The organism is Flagellimonas algarum (assembly GCF_040513375.1).
Lineage (GTDB): Bacteria > Bacteroidota > Bacteroidia > Flavobacteriales > Flavobacteriaceae > Flagellimonas_B > Flagellimonas_B algarum.
In genome coordinates this window covers 1,075,238-1,092,107 of sequence record NZ_JBEVTG010000001.1, presented here as the reverse complement: position 1 = coordinate 1,092,107, position 16,870 = coordinate 1,075,238, and the positions used below count along the sequence as shown (strand labels likewise).

The window sequence follows — 16,870 nt, the reverse complement described above, 5'->3', positions numbered from 1 at the left end:
AAAAACATCCAACCCGTGTCGAAATCAACGATCAATCGAAGAAACTGGCTGAAAACCTCGGCGCTGACCGCCGGCGGGTTCTTGGCCGCACCCTATTTGGGGTTTTCCAGAAACGAAACCCTGCCCTTGACCCTAGATGAAGCTGGCAATGCGGTCTATAGTCCGTTCTTTAAGGAATTCCTACCCGATGTCGTTCGGGAATTTCCACCCCTTGAGGCCAAACTCAACGCCAATGAAAATCCATACGGACCTTCTCCCATGGCATTGGAGGCCCTCAAAAATGCCGCTGCCGGAGGTAACCGCTATGCGTGGAAAGAACTTTTTCAATTGATCGAAAAGATCGCCACGTTCGAAAACGTGAGTCCAAAGAACATCATGATGGGGCCCGGTTCTTCCGATTTACTAGAAAAGACCGCCATGGTCCTTTTTATGAACGGGGGCAACGTGGTCTCGGCCGACCCGGCCTATATGTCATTGATACGCGTAGCCGAAGCCGCGGGAGGCACTTGGAAACCCGTTCCGCTAAAGGACGATTGGTCGCATGATCTTGAAGCCATGGAACAGGCCATCGATTCGGAAACCAAATTGGTCTATATCTGCAATCCCAACAATCCCACCGGAACCATTACCGATAGTAAGGCACTGTTGGATTTTTGCTCTAGGGTATCCGAACAAGTGCCCGTATTCGTTGACGAGGCCTATTTGTGGTTTTTGGATGAAGGCGCCAAACACAGTATGGTATCCTTGATCAACGAAGGCAAGAACGTCATCATCGCCAGGACCTTTTCTAAAATTCACGGTATGGCGGGACTACGTGTCGGATATGCCGTTGCCCAAGAAACGACCCTGAATGAATTACAACGCATTACCCGAGCCGGAATGGGGATCAGCTATCCATCGGTTTTCGCCGCTTTGGCCGCGATGGACGACACCGAGTTCCTGACGACCTCAAGAGTACGAAACGCCGAGGCTAGAGCGTATACCTTCAACACCTTGAAAAGCATGGGGTTTGAACCCGTACCCTCCCATACCAGTTTTATGATCTTTCCGATCGAAATGGAAGGCAAGGCCTTTCTCAATAAGATGACCGCCGAAAAAGTCGGGGTGAGGGCCTTCCAATTTTTTGATAAGAAATGGTGCCGGGTCAGTATGGGCACCCTTGATGAAATGAAATTGTTCACCCAAGCCCTCGCCAAGGTAATGGTCTAAACATGGAAGTCGGACTGGAAAAAACCCTTGTTTTCCTGATTTTCATCGCACTGGGCGTGACGTTGAAAACGAAATTCAAGGCTCCTGAGGAAATCAACGGAATCAAAAAAATCATCTTGAACCTCGCCCTTCCGGCGACCATCTGTATCGCATTATTGGGTATTCGGATCGATTTGACGCTCTTGCTGTTGCCTTTGTTCGCCCTAGCCTTCAATGTGGTCCTATTCGGCATTTCCCCATTCGTCTTACGGATCATCGGGGTTCGAAAAAATACGCCTGCATTTCGCACCGCCCGCTTATTGATGCCCTCCTTGGCACCTGGCCTCTCCTGTTTTCCATTTGTTCTTGAATTCCTTGGTGACGGCGCATTGGCCCAAGTGGCCATGGCCGATTTAGGAAACAAAGTATTCGTGTTGATCGTACTTTATTTGATCGCTATGCGCTGGTACTATCAGAAGAACCAAATCCAAAATACGGCCGGCAAAGCGAAACTGGCATCCTTAGTCAAGACCCTGGTCACCGAACCTGTAAACCTGTTCATCGCTTTAGCACTGATTTTATTGGGTTTCGGTCTGACCATGGATACGATACCTTTCATTTTCGCTGATAGCCTCTCAAAACTCAGTCTAATGATGACGCCCTTGGTGTTAGTGTTCATCGGTTTGGCGGTGAAATTCAAAAAACACCAATTCGCCCAGATCGCATCGGTTCTCCTGCTTCGTGCGGGCCTTGTTTTTTTGTTGGTAGGCATGGTGAACCCGCTTTTCGGTCCACAACTGCAAGAGGAGGTGTTGCTGATGCTCGCTTTCGGTCTAAGTGCCTGTAGTTTTTGGCCTTACGCCCATATCGCGATTGTCGACAAACTCGAAAAGGGCAAAAGGGAGAAAACCTTTGACAGCGGGTATGCGGTGGCCTTATTGGCCCTTTCGTTCCCTTTTTCGACCTCGCTCATCTTGGGCGTATTGAACAGTGGTTCCCTATTCGTGCCTACGGCCAACCTTATCCTAACAGCGATGGTGTTCATGGGTATGGGCATGGTATATCCGTTCGTGGGATACCTGCGCAAGAAATCGACCTTGATCCGACTCGCCGACCCGAAAATCGAAACCGCGCAAGCCGAACGTCTGTAATTTTCGAACATGGCATGGCATATGGGTGAATTTCTTACCTTAGATCGTCAACCGTACCCAAATGGCCAAAATTTTCAGGCGTATTCGTGAAAACCTGCTTTTTGGAGGTCAATCTGCCAAATACCTCAAGTATGCCTTAGGGGAAATCATTTTGGTGGTCATCGGGATATTGATCGCCCTTCAGGTCAACAATTGGAACGAACAAAAGAAAGCCGATAAGAAGCGACAGACCATTTACGCGATGATCAACTCGGATCTGGAAGGCGATATTGCTGCCGTCAATGAAGTCATCGCATACTATGAAAGAAGGGAACCTTACATCCAACACGTTCTCGACGGTACATTGGGCAAGAATGACTATAGCGACTCTACCTACTTCAGTTTGGTGACTTATGCGCCACGCATTTCGGTAACCACACGTGGTTTCGATCTTTTAAAAAGTGCTTCTGACGATACGGCAGCCGAAGACCCGCTACAAATTGCCATTGCCGAATTTTACAACCTAACGACCAGCCGATTCGATTTTTTAAACGACTATATTATTTCGGACATCGAAGACAACTTTTCACACTGGAAGCAAAACCACAGCTGGTACCCCGATTATATTTTGCGCCGAAACCTGGATGCGTTCATCGCATACACCCTGACTGATGCGGACTATAAAAATCGGGTCGCGAGTTATTATTTCGTCCATTACGGTATCGCTATCGGCTATTTACAAGAGTTCGTTGAACATGCGAATCGATTAAAAGAAATGATCCCAGAATAAGATGCTGAAGTTTTTCCGCCGTATCCGTCAATCCTTGTATTCTGAGAAGCAATTCTCAAAATACCTTTTGTATGCCCTGGGTGAAATCATCTTAGTGGTCATCGGGATCTTGATCGCCCTGCAGATCAATAATTGGAATACCGATCGATTGGACCGGGATCGTGAACGGTTTTTGATCCAGCAGATGAATGTGGAGATGCAAGACAACCTAAAACAATTCAGCGAAGTACAGCAAAACATCCTCGTATTGGTCAATGCCGGGGAAACCATAGCCACCGAATTTCCTTTGGACTCGGAGAAGGTCCAACAAAAGGCCTTCTTAACCAACTTCCGTGATTTTTTATATTGCCCTTCTTTCGACCCTTACCAAGGCACTATACGATCGATCATCAATTCGGGTGATCTAAACCTCATTCAAAACGATAGTTTGCGCAAATTGATCGTAAGTTGGGATGATGTCATCAAAGATTACAAAGAGGAAGAACGTATGGCTTGGGAGTATGGCTATGGCATTACGGAATGGGCTGCCGATCACTTTCCAAATCCCGAACACGTAAGCCCGACCACGGAAGGCTTTGACTTCAGGGGTTTACAAAGTCGGATCGGTGAAAAAATCGGCCGGTACCGATGGTGTATCGAAGGGGAGGATGTCAGGCGATTGCATGCGCATTTAACGGCCATGATAGAGATGACCTCCGATTATTGGAACGAAGCCCAAATCGCGAAGTGAATATCCGAAGTAGCTTCCCTTAATTCAATCGACGGCAAGCGTTCGAAAGGGACACGCTTTTTGCCCTTACTTTTTTTGATCGCTTGTTGAAATGAGCAGTGCAGCGTTTGCAATCAGAGCAATGGCCAACCAATAGGTGGCCAAAATCACCATCCCCGAAAGTTCAAAAGGTGCTTTAAATCGATCCACGGCAATCATACTGTCCGAAAACAGGAACAATACGGTACCTAGGGTGATGAGAGCATAGGCCTTGGTTTTTTCCACGACGTATATCCCAATACCTTGCCATGCCATGAACAAAATGACCGAAACGTAGGCCGCAACCGGATATTTCAATGCACCCAAATCAGGGTATAGCCAAGTGTACAGCCCGATTCCGATTAGCAATAATACCACGGCAATACCAGGGTTTCTTTGAAATCCAGCCAACCCGATAAATCCTTTGGCGAAGCAAACATGAGCTATCAAAAAGGAGCCCAGTCCAAAAACAAAATAGGCATTCTTTAAAAGGAGTATATCCCCCAAAAGGCAAAAGCAAAGGGCCAAGAAGAGCGTACGCCTAAACTTGGTGTCCACCTCGTTCCCAAGAAAGGGCAAAACGATGATCAAAATCGTCGTCAGTGGTTTACTTATGGCGTACCATTCGCTATCAAAATGATCCAACATAATGGAAACCACGGCGCTTAATACAATTAACCCGTTCCAAATTATGCGTGATGTCATCCCGGTTGCCATGAACGATCAACGCAAAGGAAATCCTTTGGCCGCCCACCAGGGGTGCACCTCGATTTCAAGGCGGCCGGCCTGCACGGCAGGATCCATATTGGCCAAACTATCGGCCATCTTCAAAGTCGGTACGTTGTAAATGGTAATGCCCCGAATATCGCCGTCATCACCAAAGGGTCCTGAAATATCGGCATACCCGGCTTCGTACATGCGCCCCAAATGGGCCATATGCAAGGCTTGTATGCTGTCTGAGGCCGCCTGGTCTTGAGAGCGATTGGGGCCGCGTTTTAAAAAAGCGATAAAGTATTGTTGCATAATTACCGTGTCTTTGGTCTCTTCGTCGACATAATCGAAAATCTGGAAGCCTTGTTCCGTTAATTCGGCCTTCATCGTAGCGATGCTCTTTTCTTTGATGACGACTTCGGCAGGATTGGGTTCTTGTGTTCGGTCTTGACACGAGCCGGTCAACAAGACCACCAATAGTGCCACTAGGCTTAATCGTTCCATTGTGAATAGGGTATTTTACTAAGTTGTGAATTGTAATACTTGACTTGTCCGGTGACCTCTTCACCCAGCCAATCCGGTTTTTCAAAAGGTTCTCCTTCGCTTTCCAATTCGATTTCGGCAACGACCAACCCGTGGTTCTGCTTTAAAAATTCATCTACTTCAAACGTATGCCGGCCCGAAGGGACCTCGTACCGAATTTTCTCTAAAAACACGGGTTCGCAAAGTTCCAAAAGGGGTAGGGCCTCTTCCTTCGAGAGTTCCTTTTCCCATTCGAAACGGGTGGTTCCGGAGCGGTTTCCTTTCCCCTTTACCGTCAAAAACCCCTTTTCGCCTTTGATCCTTATCCGCACCGTTCGTTCTGGATGTGTGTTGAGAAATCCTTGCACGATGTGCGTTTTCGAAATCGCCGTTTCTAAATAGCCCTTCGTTTTCACTAAAAATTTCCGTTCGATTTCCAACTGTTCCATCCAACTAAATATAACCTAATTTTGGGTATGGATATGAGTGTGCCCCTTCGAAAGATCATCCATGTCGACATGGACGCCTTTTACGCCTCTGTCGAGCAACACGACCGGCCCGAATTGAAAGGGAAACCGGTGGCCGTGGGTGGGGGGTCTAAACGTGGCGTGGTCTCCGCTGCGAGCTACGAGGCGCGAAAGTTCGGGGTACGAAGCGCCATGAGCGGTTATTTGGCCAAAAAGAACTGCCCTGAACTCATTTTCGTCAAACCCAGGTTCGATCGCTATAAAGAAGTGTCGCTCCAAATCAGGAACATATTTTTCGAGTATACCGACTTGGTCGAACCCCTTTCGCTCGATGAGGCATATTTGGATGTCACTGAAAATAAAAAAGGCAATCCATCAGCGAGCTTGATCGCGAGTGAAATCAGGAATAAGATTTTCGAAACCACCGGTTTGACTGCCTCTGCCGGTATCTCGATTAACAAGTTCATCGCCAAGGTCGCCAGCGATTACAATAAACCCAACGGGCAAAAGACAGTTAACCCGGAAGAGGTCATCGCCTTTCTCGAAGCACTCGATATCCGAAAGTTCTATGGGGTAGGTAAGGTCACGGCCGAAAAAATGTACCGCTTGGGGATTTTCACCGGAAACGACCTCAAACAAAAGTCATTGGAGTTCCTGGATACCCATTTCGGGAAAAGCGGTTCGTTTTACTACCATGTGGTCAGGGGCATACACCACAGTGCGGTCAAACCAAAACGTATTCCGAAATCGGTCGGGGCCGAACGCACCTTTAGCGAGAACCTGAGCAGTGAGGTCTTTATGCTCGGAAAACTCGAAAATATCGCACAAGAGCTCGAAAGACGCTTGCTCAAATCGAAAATCGCCGGAAAAACATTGACCTTGAAAATCAAGTACAGTGATTTCACCTTACAAACCCGAAGCAAGACTTTGCCCTATTACATCGCCAATGGTGACCTCATCCTTGAAATCGCCAAAGAACTGCTTTATCAGGCCCCCCTTCAGAATTCGGTACGCCTTCTCGGTATCTCCCTGGCCAATTTAAACACCGAGGATAAGAAAAATGAAAACCCACATTCGGAAAATTCGGTTTCGGTCCAATTGAAATTCGATTTTTAGGGAATATGCGGGAAATAATACCGCCGATGTCAAAGTTTGCTTGAAAGTTTGCCTAATTTTAAGACCATTCTGCTAACACTGACCGACACACGTGAAAAAAACCAATGTTTCCGAACACATCGTTGACACGGCTAGCCTATTGTTCTACACCAATGGCTACAATGCGACGGGGATCAATGAGATCATCGCCAAAGCCGAAATAGCAAAAGCGACCTTATACCACCATTTCAAATCGAAGGAGGCCATCTGTGTAGCCTATTTGGAAAAGCGGCATGCCGCTTTCATGACGGCCCTTAAAACGACCATCTCACGGAAATCGGAGGGCGGTCAGAAGCTTTTGGGTATTTTCGACTACCTCCGTGACCAATATCGCCAAGGCGATTTCCATGGGTGTTGGGCCATCAAGACCTTAGGGGAATTGCCGCCTGACAATGAGCGGATCTTGGCCGTCATCCAACAACAAAAGAAAGAGCTCTTGCTCTATTTGGGGGAAGTGGTGGGTGATAACCTCGCCAACATCTCAAAAGCCGAAACCGAGAAAATATCCGGCGGGCTTTATATGCTATACGAAAGTGCGATTACCGAGAGTCATCTCCACAAAAACGACTGGCCCATACATTTGGCCAAACGCATCGCGCCATCTTTGTTTTCCGAAGTCAAATTGACATAAAAAAACCCGGCCAAATGGCCGGGTTTTTAATATGCTATCCCTTTTTATTCTACCACCAAAGTGTTGTCGGTGGCCGTCGGGTTCAAAGGACAGAAATACACATAGGTCCCTTTTTCCAAGGTTGTCGGTTTTGAACTTTGGGTCTCATCGGTACCGACCGGAGCGGTCACATAAGCCGTTTGGATGTGGTTTTCGGGTTTGCTGATATCATCCCCTTGTTTGACCAAAACGAATCCTACATTATGGTCGACGCCAACATTCGAAATTTCGAACGTATAGGTGCCTTCTTTTACCGTTAGGCTTTTCTGGGTAAACTCCCCAGGGGTTTGCTCCAGTTTGATGACTTTGGCCATACTATCTTGGGCATTGGTGTTGAATGCAACACCGACTACGAATAAAATCGCTAAAACTACTTTTCTCATGATTTACTGTATTTAAATGATTTTTGGGTTCTGTTAAGCGTTGACGGCTTCCAAGGGTTGTGCCACAGGAAAGTCAACGGGTACGTTCGTTGTTTTGTGCAAATAATTCGAGATGGTCTTATCGCCTACCAAAACGATGGTGTCGATTAGGTTTTCCTTGGTCCATCCGGCATTCAGAAAAGCCTCGACGACCGGGGCATCGGTCGCACCCCTGTTCTCGGTAATGTTTTTTGCCAATCGTGCCAAAGCGTCAAGCTTGGTGTCAAAAGAGGCCTGACCTGCGCGCAATTCCAAGATCTGATCATCGGAAAAACCGTTCATTTTTCCAATGGCGGTATGGGCCGACAAACAATAGATACATTGGTTCACTTCGCTCACCGCAAGGTTAACGACTTCTTTTTGCTTAGCGCTCAAAGAGGTTTTGGCATTCGAAAGGGTCAAATAATTTCCCAATGCATTTTCAGAATGGGCATAGGTGGCATACAAGTTCGGAACGAAACCGACGGCTTTCTCCAAAGTGTCGAAAATGGCCTGGTTATTTGTTGAAACTTCTGCTCTTTTGGGTACGTTGAATGTGCTCATAATCTTTCTTTATGATCAATTAAGATCGGGTTACTATTTATTTTGATTTAATTTTTCTACAAAGGGTTTCTCCGCATCACAGTAGAAATCATGATGGTGCATGCGTTCGCAATGCTGTTCAGCGGAAATGGGTTGTACAACCGTTTTTTTCGCACTTCGAAACAGCGCGATTAGATTGAAAATGGATTGCTGTGTTGCGTTCATTGCTATTGTTTTTAAATTCAATACAAAGATGCAACGGGGATCAAGCGGGATGTTAGGAGGAATTTCCCGAAGGCTTGCCCAAATTTCCCTTAGGCGCCCAAAACGGGACTTTCGCGGTATTCGGATGGGGTTTTGCCGGTCATTTTTTTGAAGAACCGGCTAAAATGGGCAGGATCGTTGAACCCGAGATCGAAGGCGATTTCTTGGTTCTGCCTATCCGTGAAATGAATCAACCGCTTGGCTTCCAACGCCAAGCGATCTAAAATGATCTGTTGTGGACTCTTTTGGTTGTAGATCGAAAATAAGTTCGACAGGGTCTTAGGGGATTTGAAGAGCATTTCGGCGTAATCGCTCACCTTGCGTTTCGATTTGTAATGCATGTCGACCAAAAAATTGAACTTGCGGATGACCTCGATCTGCTCGTTGTCCAATTGCTTTACGATCAATTGTTCCTTGGCGAGTCGGGTACTCATAATGATCAAACGCTTCAACAACATCTGCAGCATATCACCCTGTATCTTATCGGGTGTCGAGAATTCTTCTACGAAAATCTCATAGAGCAACTCGAATCGTTTCGTTTGGCCAGCAGGTATGGTAATGATCGGTACATCTTGGGTTCCGAAGAACAGGATGCCGTTGCAAGACACCTCTTGATCATGATCGGAAATACAATAGAACTCCCTATTGAACACGAATGCCGTCAATGGATGCCGGGTTTCATCAAACGACACGTTTTGAAGGTAGGTAACCGTTACCAACTGATCAGGGGCCAGGTCCAAGGGTTGCCCGTCGATGGTGATCGTGGTCGTCTGGGGGTTTCTATTCCATAAAAATTTGATCGTATTGGCACGTACCGAAAAGCGGTCAACGTCATTTGCAATGTCGTCGGTCAGTCCCAAAATCGCGTTTAATCGATGCTCGTAATACTCAAGTTTCATGGATGTTACAGTCAAAAGTTAGAAGCAAGATGCTGCATTTCATCGAATTAGTCCGATTTTTCTGTTTACTCTTACAGCGGGCTTCCAAGGCAATTCGGTCGAATAATTTAAACAGAACTGTTAATCAATCAAAAATATTTTCGCGCGCATCGGGGTTTTTCTAGTATTGTATGGAATATGCAGGAAATCCAACATTACGACAGGGCTGCCAAGCGATTCTATGACAGCCACCCTTTTCGGAACCTTCCGGTTTTGGGATGGGATATTTTTTCGGAAGCTTTCACCTCGGTTTGCGAAAACCTAAGGGATGTATCCCTTATCTCCGATATCGCCAAAGAAAATCGATGGGAAAAGAGTGCGCTATTCGAAAAAGAAATCCTTGAGAAGAACCATATCGTTGTGGTAACCGACCCAGAATTGAATATCGTTCACGCCACCTCGAACATCATGAAAATGAACGGTTACCATCCTGATGAAATCCTCGGTAAGAAACCGAAGATGTTCCAAGGTGCGGAAACCTGTCAAGAAACGGCCTCCCATATCCGTAAGAACGTGATGGAAAAGCGCCCTTTTGAAGCGGTCATCTTGAATTACCGCAAAGACGGTTCGACATACAAATGCTGGATCAAAGGTGCGCCTATTCGCGACCGCAAAGGTAAAGTGGTCAATTTCATCGCTTTCGAGAAAGAGGTTGCCTAAATTTCGGTCACCCTTAACGTATTGACCATACCCTTATCCTTAATAGGCATGGCCGCCAGGCTGATGACCATGTCTCCTGTAGTGATGAATCCCTTTTCCGCTGCGATCTTATTCACATCTTCAATCGTTTCATCCGTAGAAACGTAACGGTCATAGAAAAAGGCCTTCACCCCCCATAAGAGGTTCAATTGGGTCAAAATCCTGCGGTTGGAGGTAAATACCAAGATATGCGCACTAGGCCTCCACGCCGAAATCTGAAAAGCGGTATAGCCACTATTGGTCAAAGTCGAAATCGCCCTGGCTTGGATTTCATTGGCCATCAACGAGGCATGGTAACAGACCGATTTGGTGATGTACCGTTTGGTTCGGATATGCGGAGGGTTCTGCGGAACGCTGATCAAGTTCGATCCTTCGACACTTTTCAAAATGCTGGTCATTTTCTGGATGACCTGAACCGGGTAATTCCCCACCGAGGTCTCACCGGATAGCATAACGGCATCGGCACCGTCCATGACCGAATTGGCAACATCGTTCACCTCGGCCCGGGTCGGGGTAAGGCTGGTGATCATGGTCTCCATCATTTGGGTAGCGATGATCACGGGAATCCTGGCTTTTTTGGCACGAAGCACCAATTGCTTTTGTATCAGGGGCACCTCATGGGCGGGTACTTCAACACCCAAATCACCACGGGCGACCATCAGGCCGTCACAATAAGCAACGATTTTGTCGATATTCTCAACCGCCTCGGGCTTTTCGATCTTAGCCACGATCGGGATCTTATGCTCGGAGTGCTCTTTGATCAGGTTTTGAAGATCGATGAGGTCTTGGCTGAATCGTACAAAAGAAAGGGCGATCCAATCGACTTCCATTGAAATGGCGAAAATGGCATCTTTGACATCCTTATCGGTCAATGCCGGTAATGAAATATTGGTGTTCGGTAGGTTGACCCCCTTTTTGGATTTCAAAGGGCCTCCTTGGATCACTTTCGCTTTGACCTCATTTTCCCCATTGCTTGAAACTACCTCGAAAATCAACTTTCCGTCGTCGAGCAAAATCTGTTCCCCAGGGCGAACATCCTGTGGAAAACTATCATAATTCATATACACCCGCTCCGCGTCACCTTCAAAAGGTTCTCCGGTGACGAAAAGGATCTCGTCGCCGGGGCTGACCACCACTTCACCTCCCATGACACCGACGCGCAATTTCGGTCCCTGTAAATCGGCAAGGATCGAGGTATTGACCTGCAATTCGTTGTTCAGATCACGGATCAAATCGACCCGCTCTTTGACATCATCATAATTCGCATGCGAAAAGTTGATCCGAAAAACATCGACCCCCGCTTCCATCATCTCTTTTAATACCTCCCTTTTACTGGTCGCCGGACCTAGGGTAGCTACGATCTTGGTTTTCTTTTTAGTTGGCATGCTTACAATATTAAATTTCTTCTTGATTTGAGTGAGGCGTGTTCTACTTGGTACGCGGTCACCACTTTTGGAATGGTATTGATTCGGTTCAAAGCCGCCTTGACCTTAGATCGGTCATCAGAGGTCACTTTTAAGAAAAAGTCGACTTCTTTGCGTTCTTCGATCAAATAGACGGTCTTAGTCGACATACTCTGGGAGAACAACCCGATAGATCCACTTTCTTCCATGGTCTTTTCGATGTTCTTGTACAACACCCAATACTCTTCAGAAAGATCGTCTTGCCATTCGAATACCGGAAAGGCATGGTCCCCGAATTCGATATCACTCTTACAACGATGCAGCCTGAGTCCGACGGTACTGTTCAATTGATAGGCCATTGCATAGCCTTCCAAACCAGTGTGCAAAGCGATCAATTCAAATGAATCGTCATACAATTCAGCCGAAATCTTGTGGGTTGTTACCATTAAAATTTTGCGAATTGTAAATATAGGATTAATACATAAACCTGCCTAAAGGAAGTGATTCTTTACGAAATCAAGGAGTTACGAAAACGATTGAGTTTACTATTTCTTAATGAATCAACTCTCGATTTTATGTTGAAGTGCGAAATAGGCCCGACGTGAAGCCTTTTCTTCGGCCTTTTTTTTCGAAGTTGCCCTAGCCTTGGCCATCACACGCCCATCGATGGAAAGTTTGACCCCGAAATGTTTGAGTTCATCATTGCCGGTATCTTCATAAACATCGTAGTGGAAGTCTTTCTTCTGCTTTTGGCACCACTCGATGACCAAGCTCTTGTAGCTGATCACCTTACCTTCGAGTTGTTCGATATCGACATAGGGGTCGATCACCCGTTCTCCGATAAAGCGTTCGCAAAACCCATATCCCTTATCGAGATAAATGGCCCCGACGACCGCTTCGAATACATTACCGTGAATGTTCTCGCCAAAATGCGACTTCGGTATCCTGCTTTGCACGAATTCCAGGAGCCCCAGATCTTTCCCCAATTCATTAAGGTGTTTACGGCTGACGATTTTAGAGCGCATTTTGGTCAAGTAGCCCTCATCCCCTTCGGGAACCTCATTATACAGGTGTTTCGAAATGATCGTGCCGAGCATCGCATCGCCAAGAAACTCAAGGCGCTCGTAGTTCATTGGGTTTCCGAACTCGTCCTTGATGTTCATCGAGCGATGGAGGAAGGCCATTTTATAGATGTCGAGATCTTTGGGTTTAAAGCCCAAGATCCGTTTGATCCCCAAAAAAAAATCCCCATCCGATTTCGAATGGGAACTGAATATTTTGGGTGCGAATTTCATTGAGCTAAATAATCTCTAATCCATTTTTTTAAATAACACACAGGCGTTGTGCCCTCCAAAACCGAAGGTGTTGCTCATGGCAACCCGCACTTCGCGTTCTTGGGCGGTGTTCAAGGTCAGGTTGAGATTAGGATCGATATTCTCATCGACCGTACTGTGATTGATCGTGGGCGGCACCAAATTGTGTTGCATGGCCAATATCGAGGCGATTCCTTCGATGGCACCCGCAGCACCTAAAAGGTGACCGGTCATTGATTTGGTCGAGTTGATATTGATTTTAGAGGCATGGTCTCCGAACACTTTTGAAATCGCTTTCAATTCAGCAACGTCACCAAGCGGTGTCGAAGTTCCGTGGGTATTGATATGGTCAACATCCTCAGGTCGAAGTCCGGCGTTTCTTAGGCAGTTTTCCATGACGCGTACGACCCCTATCCCTTCTGGGTGCGGTGCGGTCATGTGGTAGGCATCGCTTGACAATCCCCCACCGAGTACTTCGGCATATATTTTCGCGCCGCGCGCCTTGGCATGTTCGTAATCTTCCAAGATGAGGGCCCCGGCCCCTTCTCCCAAAACAAAGCCGTCACGGGTCGCATCAAAAGGTCGTGATGCCGTTTCAGGACTTTCATTTCTGGTCGAAAGTGCGTGCATGGCGTTGAAACCGCCCATTCCGGCTATGGTCACCGCCGCCTCACTACCACCGGTAACGACCACATCACAGTGGCCCAATCGAATGTAGTTCAGGGCATCGATCATCGCATTTGCCGAAGAGGCACATGCAGAGACCGTTGTATAGTTGGGTCCCATGAATCCATGCTTGATCGAAATGTTGCCAGGGGCGATATCAGCGATCATTTTTGGAATAAAGAAGGGATTGAACCGTGGGGTTCCGTCCCCTTGTGCGTAACCGACCACCTCGTTTTGAAAAGTCTCAAGGCCGCCGATACCAGCTCCCCAAACCACTCCGACGCGAAACTTATCGACCTTCTCAAGGTCCAGTCCGGCATCTTTGATCGCTTCATCCGAAGAAACCAAGGCATATTGTGCGAACCGATCTAGTTTACGGGCCTCTTTTCTATCGAAAAAATCTTGGGGGTTATAGTCCTTAAGTTCGCATGCGAACTTGGTTTTGAATTTTTCGGTATCGAAATAGGTAATTCCGGCAGAGCCGCTCTTACCGTTTTTCAATCCTTCCCAATAGGTTTTCAAATCGTTCCCAATTGGGGTCAAGGCCCCCAATCCGGTAACTACAACACGCTTTAATTGCATAGCTTTACTTTTAACCTATTTACCCTTAAATTAAAAAAAATTATCCATGCGGATCTTTCCGCATGGATAATTTATGCTCTTTAATAAGATATCATCAATTATTTTGCTTCTTCAATATAGCTAATGGCTTGACCGACAGTAGCGATATTTTCAGCTTGGTCGTCCGGAATCTGAATGTCAAATTCTTTTTCGAACTCCATGATTAGCTCAACAGTGTCCAAAGAGTCGGCACCCAAATCATTGGTAAAGCTTGCTTCTGGAACAACTTCATTTTCGTCAACACCTAGTTTATCAACAATGATAGCCTTTACTCTTGATGCAATGTCTGACATAGTATTATCGTTTTAAAATTTAATCGTTGGCAAAAATATAAAACTTTGGATTAAATACACTATTTGTCGATAAAATGTACTGTAAATTACCGATTTATAGGTGGGCTACTTAACTTAGCCGCCCATACTGAATGCCTTTGCAATAGCTTAAACCGCCCATGAAAAAAATCGTCTTGTTCGCCTCGGGGTCGGGATCGAACGTTGAGAACATCATTAGGTTTTTCAATGATGACCCGTCAGTTACGATCACTTGCGTGCTGACCAATAATCCCAAGGCGAAAGTTCTAGAACGCTGCAAACGCTTAGAAGTTCCTACGCTTTGTTTTGATCGCAACGCATTTTCGAAATCATCGGTGGTGCAAGACTTCCTTGGGGCCATCGACCCCCATTTGATCGTTCTTGCCGGTTTCCTTTGGAAGGTGCCCGAAGCCATGGTAGCCGCCTTTCCACAAAAAATCATCAACATCCATCCGGCCCTGCTACCACAATACGGCGGAAAAGGAATGTATGGCGAAAACGTACACCGTGCCGTGAAGGACAGTGGTGACACCGAAACCGGTATTACCATTCACTATGTGAACGAGGCCTATGATGAAGGGGCTATCATCGAACAGGTGCGCGTCGCAGTGGATAAAGGCGATTCGATCGAAACCATTGCCGCCAAAGTCCACGAACTCGAATACAACTATTACCCGAAGGTCATCGCCGAATTATTGGACTCCCATGGCTAAAAAGCAAAAGTTTTACGTGGTCTGGAAAGGCAAACATCCGGGAATCTTCGATTCTTGGGCAGACTGCAAGGCGCAAATCGAAGGGTTCAAAGGCGCCCAATACAAATCGTTCGCCACTTTCGATGAAGCAAAGAAGGCATTCAACGGCAATTATCTCGAGTATAAGGGAAGTTCTAAAAAACGGCCAACATTGACGCCTGAAGAATTGCTTAAGATCGGCGATCCCAACTTGCATTCGATATCGGTCGATGCGGCTTCAAGTGGGAACCCCGGTAAAATGGAGTATCAAGGTGTCGATACCGGAACGAAAAAAGTGTTGTTCAAACAAGGCCCATTTGAACAAGGCACCAATAATATCGGTGAATTTTTGGCGATCGTACACGCCTTGGCCTTCTTGAAAAAGCAAGACAGTGATCGCCTGGTTTACACCGATTCGCGAATCGCCATGGGTTGGGTCCGTAAAAAACAGTGCAAGACCAAACTTGTACCCAATGCCAAAAACGCCGATGTCTTCACCCTCATCAAAAGAGCGGAAGCCTGGTTGAAATCCAATTCGTACAAGACGCCGGTGGTGAAATGGGAGACCAAGGCTTGGGGTGAAATACCTGCTGATTTTGGGAGGAAATAGTTCATTTTATTACGGTATATTTGCAGCAAATTTGAACGGATGGGCAAACTTTTGATCGTTGGCAGCTTGGCCTTCGATGAGATTGAATCCCCTTTTGGGAAAACAGGTAAAATATTAGGCGGTGCCGCTACCTTTATCGGCTTGGCCGCTGCCCAGTTCAAAGTCGAATCGGCCATCGTCTCGGTCGTTGGTGAAGACTTTCCAGGCAGTTACCTCGATCTATTGAAGAACAAGGGCATTGACCTTAGCGGCGTTGAAATCGTCAAAGGGGGCAAAACCTTTTATTGGAAAGGGAAATACCACAACGATTTGAATTCAAGGGATACCTTGGTGACCGAATTGAATACGCTCGCCGATTTCGACCCGATCGTACCCGATCACTTTAAGGACGCCGATATCGTGCTATTGGGCAATCTGCATCCTAACATCCAATTGGGGGTTATCGAGCAGATGGAAACCCGGCCGAAACTCATCATCCTCGACACCATGAATTTTTGGATGGACAACACTTGGGACGAACTATTGGCCGTTATCGAAAAAATCGACGTCATTACCATCAATGATGAGGAAGCCCGCCAATTGACCGGCGAATACTCCCTGGTGAAGGCCGCCCAAAAAATCCATACCATGGGTCCAAGTTATGTGGTGATCAAAAAAGGGGAACACGGCGCCTTATTGTTCAAGGATGAGAATATTTTCTTTGCCCCTGCCCTGCCGTTGGAAGAGGTTTTCGATCCGACCGGTGCCGGCGACACTTTTGCGGGTGGGTTTGCCGGATACTTGGCAAGTACGAGCAACATCTCTTTCGAGAACATGAAGAACGCCATTATTTACGGATCGAACCTGGCCTCGTTCTGTGTCGAACGTTTCGGTACCGAACGCATGGAACGGCTAGAAAAGGAGGAAGTCGATTCGAGGTTGCAACAGTTTAAGGAATTGACGCAATTCAATATCGAATTGGAATAACAATATGCCCTGATCCGTCAGGG

At 46.7% G+C, this 16,870-nt stretch carries 22 protein-coding genes; 10 read left to right on the top strand and 12 right to left on the bottom strand.

Going from position 1 to position 16,870, the window contains the following annotated elements:
* The first annotated feature begins 15 nt into the window (after positions 1-15).
* The 4 genes from ABV409_RS05020 to ABV409_RS05005 all read left to right on the top strand — a co-directional run bounded on the left by ABV409_RS05020 (position 16) and on the right by ABV409_RS05005 (position 3,838).
* Complete coding sequence (locus ABV409_RS05020) at positions 16-1,209, top strand: pyridoxal phosphate-dependent aminotransferase (protein ID WP_353876450.1); 1,194 nt, start codon at positions 16-18, stop codon at positions 1,207-1,209.
* 2 nt (positions 1,210-1,211) lie between these two features.
* Positions 1,212-2,339: an AEC family transporter gene (locus tag ABV409_RS05015; RefSeq protein WP_353876449.1), complete on the top strand. Its 1,128-nt coding sequence runs from the start codon at positions 1,212-1,214 to the stop codon at positions 2,337-2,339.
* A 61-nt stretch (positions 2,340-2,400) separates the two neighbouring features.
* Entirely contained in the window at positions 2,401-3,108 is a 708-nt protein-coding gene (locus ABV409_RS05010; protein WP_353876448.1) for a DUF6090 family protein, read from the top strand.
* 1 nt (position 3,109) lies between these two features.
* Entirely contained in the window at positions 3,110-3,838 is a 729-nt protein-coding gene (locus ABV409_RS05005; protein ID WP_353876447.1) for a DUF6090 family protein, read from the top strand.
* A gap of 66 nt (positions 3,839-3,904) precedes the next feature.
* Here the strand turns inward: ABV409_RS05005 and ABV409_RS05000 are convergent, their stop codons facing one another.
* The 3 genes from ABV409_RS05000 to ABV409_RS04990 all read right to left on the bottom strand — a co-directional run bounded on the left by ABV409_RS05000 (position 3,905) and on the right by ABV409_RS04990 (position 5,538).
* On the bottom strand, positions 3,905-4,504 hold the full coding sequence (locus ABV409_RS05000) for a lysoplasmalogenase (protein WP_353876885.1): 600 nt from the start codon (positions 4,502-4,504) through the stop codon (positions 3,905-3,907).
* Between the two features lie 75 nt (positions 4,505-4,579).
* Positions 4,580-5,071, bottom strand: coding sequence for a YciI family protein (locus ABV409_RS04995; protein ID WP_353876446.1), 492 nt, complete (start codon positions 5,069-5,071; stop codon positions 4,580-4,582).
* The gene (locus ABV409_RS04990) at positions 5,059-5,538 is read right to left on the bottom strand and encodes a CYTH domain-containing protein (RefSeq protein ID WP_353876445.1); all 480 of its coding nucleotides are present in this window, start codon (positions 5,536-5,538) and stop codon (positions 5,059-5,061) included. Before ABV409_RS04990 ends, ABV409_RS04995 begins: the two co-directional genes overlap by 13 nt.
* Positions 5,539-5,565: 27 nt before the next feature.
* Between ABV409_RS04990 and dinB the strand changes: the two genes are divergently transcribed.
* Both dinB and ABV409_RS04980 read left to right on the top strand, forming a co-directional pair.
* Positions 5,566-6,672 carry a DNA polymerase IV gene (gene dinB / locus ABV409_RS04985; protein WP_353876444.1) on the top strand — a complete coding sequence of 369 codons (1,107 nt, stop codon included), beginning with the start codon at positions 5,566-5,568 and terminating at the stop codon, positions 6,670-6,672.
* A gap of 91 nt (positions 6,673-6,763) precedes the next feature.
* On the top strand, positions 6,764-7,342 hold the full coding sequence (locus ABV409_RS04980) for a TetR/AcrR family transcriptional regulator (protein WP_353876443.1): 579 nt from the start codon (positions 6,764-6,766) through the stop codon (positions 7,340-7,342).
* Between the two features lie 44 nt (positions 7,343-7,386).
* On the opposite strand, the gene ABV409_RS04975 is transcribed toward ABV409_RS04980, so the two are convergent.
* The 4 genes from ABV409_RS04975 to ABV409_RS04960 form a co-directional block, all read right to left on the bottom strand.
* The gene (locus ABV409_RS04975; protein ID WP_353876442.1) at positions 7,387-7,764 is read right to left on the bottom strand and encodes a plastocyanin/azurin family copper-binding protein; all 378 of its coding nucleotides are present in this window, start codon (positions 7,762-7,764) and stop codon (positions 7,387-7,389) included.
* A gap of 33 nt (positions 7,765-7,797) precedes the next feature.
* Positions 7,798-8,346: a carboxymuconolactone decarboxylase family protein gene (locus ABV409_RS04970; RefSeq protein ID WP_353876441.1), complete on the bottom strand. Its 549-nt coding sequence runs from the start codon at positions 8,344-8,346 to the stop codon at positions 7,798-7,800.
* Between the two features lie 33 nt (positions 8,347-8,379).
* Positions 8,380-8,550, bottom strand: a complete 171-nt coding sequence (locus tag ABV409_RS04965; RefSeq protein ID WP_353876440.1) for a hypothetical protein — start codon at positions 8,548-8,550, stop codon at positions 8,380-8,382.
* Between the two features lie 89 nt (positions 8,551-8,639).
* On the bottom strand, positions 8,640-9,488 hold the full coding sequence (locus ABV409_RS04960) for a helix-turn-helix domain-containing protein (RefSeq protein WP_353876439.1): 849 nt from the start codon (positions 9,486-9,488) through the stop codon (positions 8,640-8,642).
* A gap of 177 nt (positions 9,489-9,665) precedes the next feature.
* On the opposite strand from ABV409_RS04960, the gene ABV409_RS04955 reads away from it, so the two are divergent.
* Positions 9,666-10,187 carry a PAS domain-containing protein gene (locus ABV409_RS04955; protein WP_353876438.1) on the top strand — a complete coding sequence of 174 codons (522 nt, stop codon included), beginning with the start codon at positions 9,666-9,668 and terminating at the stop codon, positions 10,185-10,187.
* Here the strand turns inward: ABV409_RS04955 and pyk are convergent.
* The 5 genes from pyk to ABV409_RS04930 form a co-directional block, all read right to left on the bottom strand.
* Positions 10,184-11,611 carry a pyruvate kinase gene (gene pyk, locus ABV409_RS04950; protein WP_353876437.1) on the bottom strand — a complete coding sequence of 476 codons (1,428 nt, stop codon included), beginning with the start codon at positions 11,609-11,611 and terminating at the stop codon, positions 10,184-10,186. The genes ABV409_RS04955 and pyk overlap by 4 nt on opposite strands.
* Before the next feature lie 2 nt (positions 11,612-11,613).
* Entirely contained in the window at positions 11,614-12,075 is a 462-nt protein-coding gene (locus ABV409_RS04945; RefSeq protein WP_353876436.1) for an IPExxxVDY family protein, read from the bottom strand.
* Between the two features lie 114 nt (positions 12,076-12,189).
* A complete protein-coding gene (gene rnc, locus ABV409_RS04940) occupies positions 12,190-12,924 on the bottom strand; it encodes a ribonuclease III (protein ID WP_353876435.1) in 735 nt (244 codons plus the stop codon).
* Positions 12,925-12,939: 15 nt separating this feature from the next.
* Positions 12,940-14,190, bottom strand: a complete 1,251-nt coding sequence (gene fabF / locus ABV409_RS04935) for a beta-ketoacyl-ACP synthase II (protein WP_353876434.1) — start codon at positions 14,188-14,190, stop codon at positions 12,940-12,942.
* A gap of 98 nt (positions 14,191-14,288) precedes the next feature.
* Positions 14,289-14,522 carry an acyl carrier protein gene (locus ABV409_RS04930; protein ID WP_010519573.1) on the bottom strand — a complete coding sequence of 78 codons (234 nt, stop codon included), beginning with the start codon at positions 14,520-14,522 and terminating at the stop codon, positions 14,289-14,291.
* A 158-nt stretch (positions 14,523-14,680) separates the two neighbouring features.
* Here ABV409_RS04930 and purN point away from each other — a divergent pair, with 158 nt between their 5' ends.
* The 3 genes from purN to ABV409_RS04915 are packed head-to-tail and all read left to right on the top strand — an operon-like array spanning position 14,681 to position 16,847.
* Positions 14,681-15,253 carry a phosphoribosylglycinamide formyltransferase gene (purN, locus tag ABV409_RS04925; RefSeq protein WP_353876433.1) on the top strand — a complete coding sequence of 191 codons (573 nt, stop codon included), beginning with the start codon at positions 14,681-14,683 and terminating at the stop codon, positions 15,251-15,253.
* Positions 15,246-15,881: a ribonuclease H1 domain-containing protein gene (locus ABV409_RS04920; RefSeq protein ID WP_353876432.1), complete on the top strand. Its 636-nt coding sequence runs from the start codon at positions 15,246-15,248 to the stop codon at positions 15,879-15,881. The genes purN and ABV409_RS04920 overlap by 8 nt, the downstream gene beginning before the upstream one ends.
* A 39-nt stretch (positions 15,882-15,920) precedes the next feature.
* The gene (locus ABV409_RS04915; protein WP_353876431.1) at positions 15,921-16,847 is read left to right on the top strand and encodes a PfkB family carbohydrate kinase; all 927 of its coding nucleotides are present in this window, start codon (positions 15,921-15,923) and stop codon (positions 16,845-16,847) included.
* Positions 16,848-16,870 lie beyond the last annotated feature (23 nt).

Coding starts and splice junctions, on each gene's coding strand:
- ABV409_RS05000 (WP_353876885.1), bottom strand. CDS start 4,504: ATGTTGGATCATTTTGATAGCGAATGGTACGCCATAAGTAAACCACTG.
- ABV409_RS05015 (WP_353876449.1), top strand. CDS start 1,212: ATGGAAGTCGGACTGGAAAAAACCCTTGTTTTCCTGATTTTCATCGCA.
- pyk (WP_353876437.1), bottom strand. CDS start 11,611: ATGCCAACTAAAAAGAAAACCAAGATCGTAGCTACCCTAGGTCCGGCG.
- ABV409_RS04945 (WP_353876436.1), bottom strand. CDS start 12,075: ATGGTAACAACCCACAAGATTTCGGCTGAATTGTATGACGATTCATTT.
- ABV409_RS04955 (WP_353876438.1), top strand. CDS start 9,666: ATGCAGGAAATCCAACATTACGACAGGGCTGCCAAGCGATTCTATGAC.
- ABV409_RS05010 (WP_353876448.1), top strand. CDS start 2,401: ATGGCCAAAATTTTCAGGCGTATTCGTGAAAACCTGCTTTTTGGAGGT.
- ABV409_RS04915 (WP_353876431.1), top strand. CDS start 15,921: ATGGGCAAACTTTTGATCGTTGGCAGCTTGGCCTTCGATGAGATTGAA.
- fabF (WP_353876434.1), bottom strand. CDS start 14,190: ATGCAATTAAAGCGTGTTGTAGTTACCGGATTGGGGGCCTTGACCCCA.
- ABV409_RS04990 (WP_353876445.1), bottom strand. CDS start 5,538: ATGGAACAGTTGGAAATCGAACGGAAATTTTTAGTGAAAACGAAGGGC.
- purN (WP_353876433.1), top strand. CDS start 14,681: ATGAAAAAAATCGTCTTGTTCGCCTCGGGGTCGGGATCGAACGTTGAG.
- ABV409_RS04960 (WP_353876439.1), bottom strand. CDS start 9,488: ATGAAACTTGAGTATTACGAGCATCGATTAAACGCGATTTTGGGACTG.
- ABV409_RS04995 (WP_353876446.1), bottom strand. CDS start 5,071: ATGGAACGATTAAGCCTAGTGGCACTATTGGTGGTCTTGTTGACCGGC.
- dinB (WP_353876444.1), top strand. CDS start 5,566: ATGGATATGAGTGTGCCCCTTCGAAAGATCATCCATGTCGACATGGAC.
- ABV409_RS05005 (WP_353876447.1), top strand. CDS start 3,110: ATGCTGAAGTTTTTCCGCCGTATCCGTCAATCCTTGTATTCTGAGAAG.
- ABV409_RS04970 (WP_353876441.1), bottom strand. CDS start 8,346: ATGAGCACATTCAACGTACCCAAAAGAGCAGAAGTTTCAACAAATAAC.
- ABV409_RS04920 (WP_353876432.1), top strand. CDS start 15,246: ATGGCTAAAAAGCAAAAGTTTTACGTGGTCTGGAAAGGCAAACATCCG.
- ABV409_RS04965 (WP_353876440.1), bottom strand. CDS start 8,550: ATGAACGCAACACAGCAATCCATTTTCAATCTAATCGCGCTGTTTCGA.
- rnc (WP_353876435.1), bottom strand. CDS start 12,924: ATGAAATTCGCACCCAAAATATTCAGTTCCCATTCGAAATCGGATGGG.
- ABV409_RS04930 (WP_010519573.1), bottom strand. CDS start 14,522: ATGTCAGACATTGCATCAAGAGTAAAGGCTATCATTGTTGATAAACTA.
- ABV409_RS04975 (WP_353876442.1), bottom strand. CDS start 7,764: ATGAGAAAAGTAGTTTTAGCGATTTTATTCGTAGTCGGTGTTGCATTC.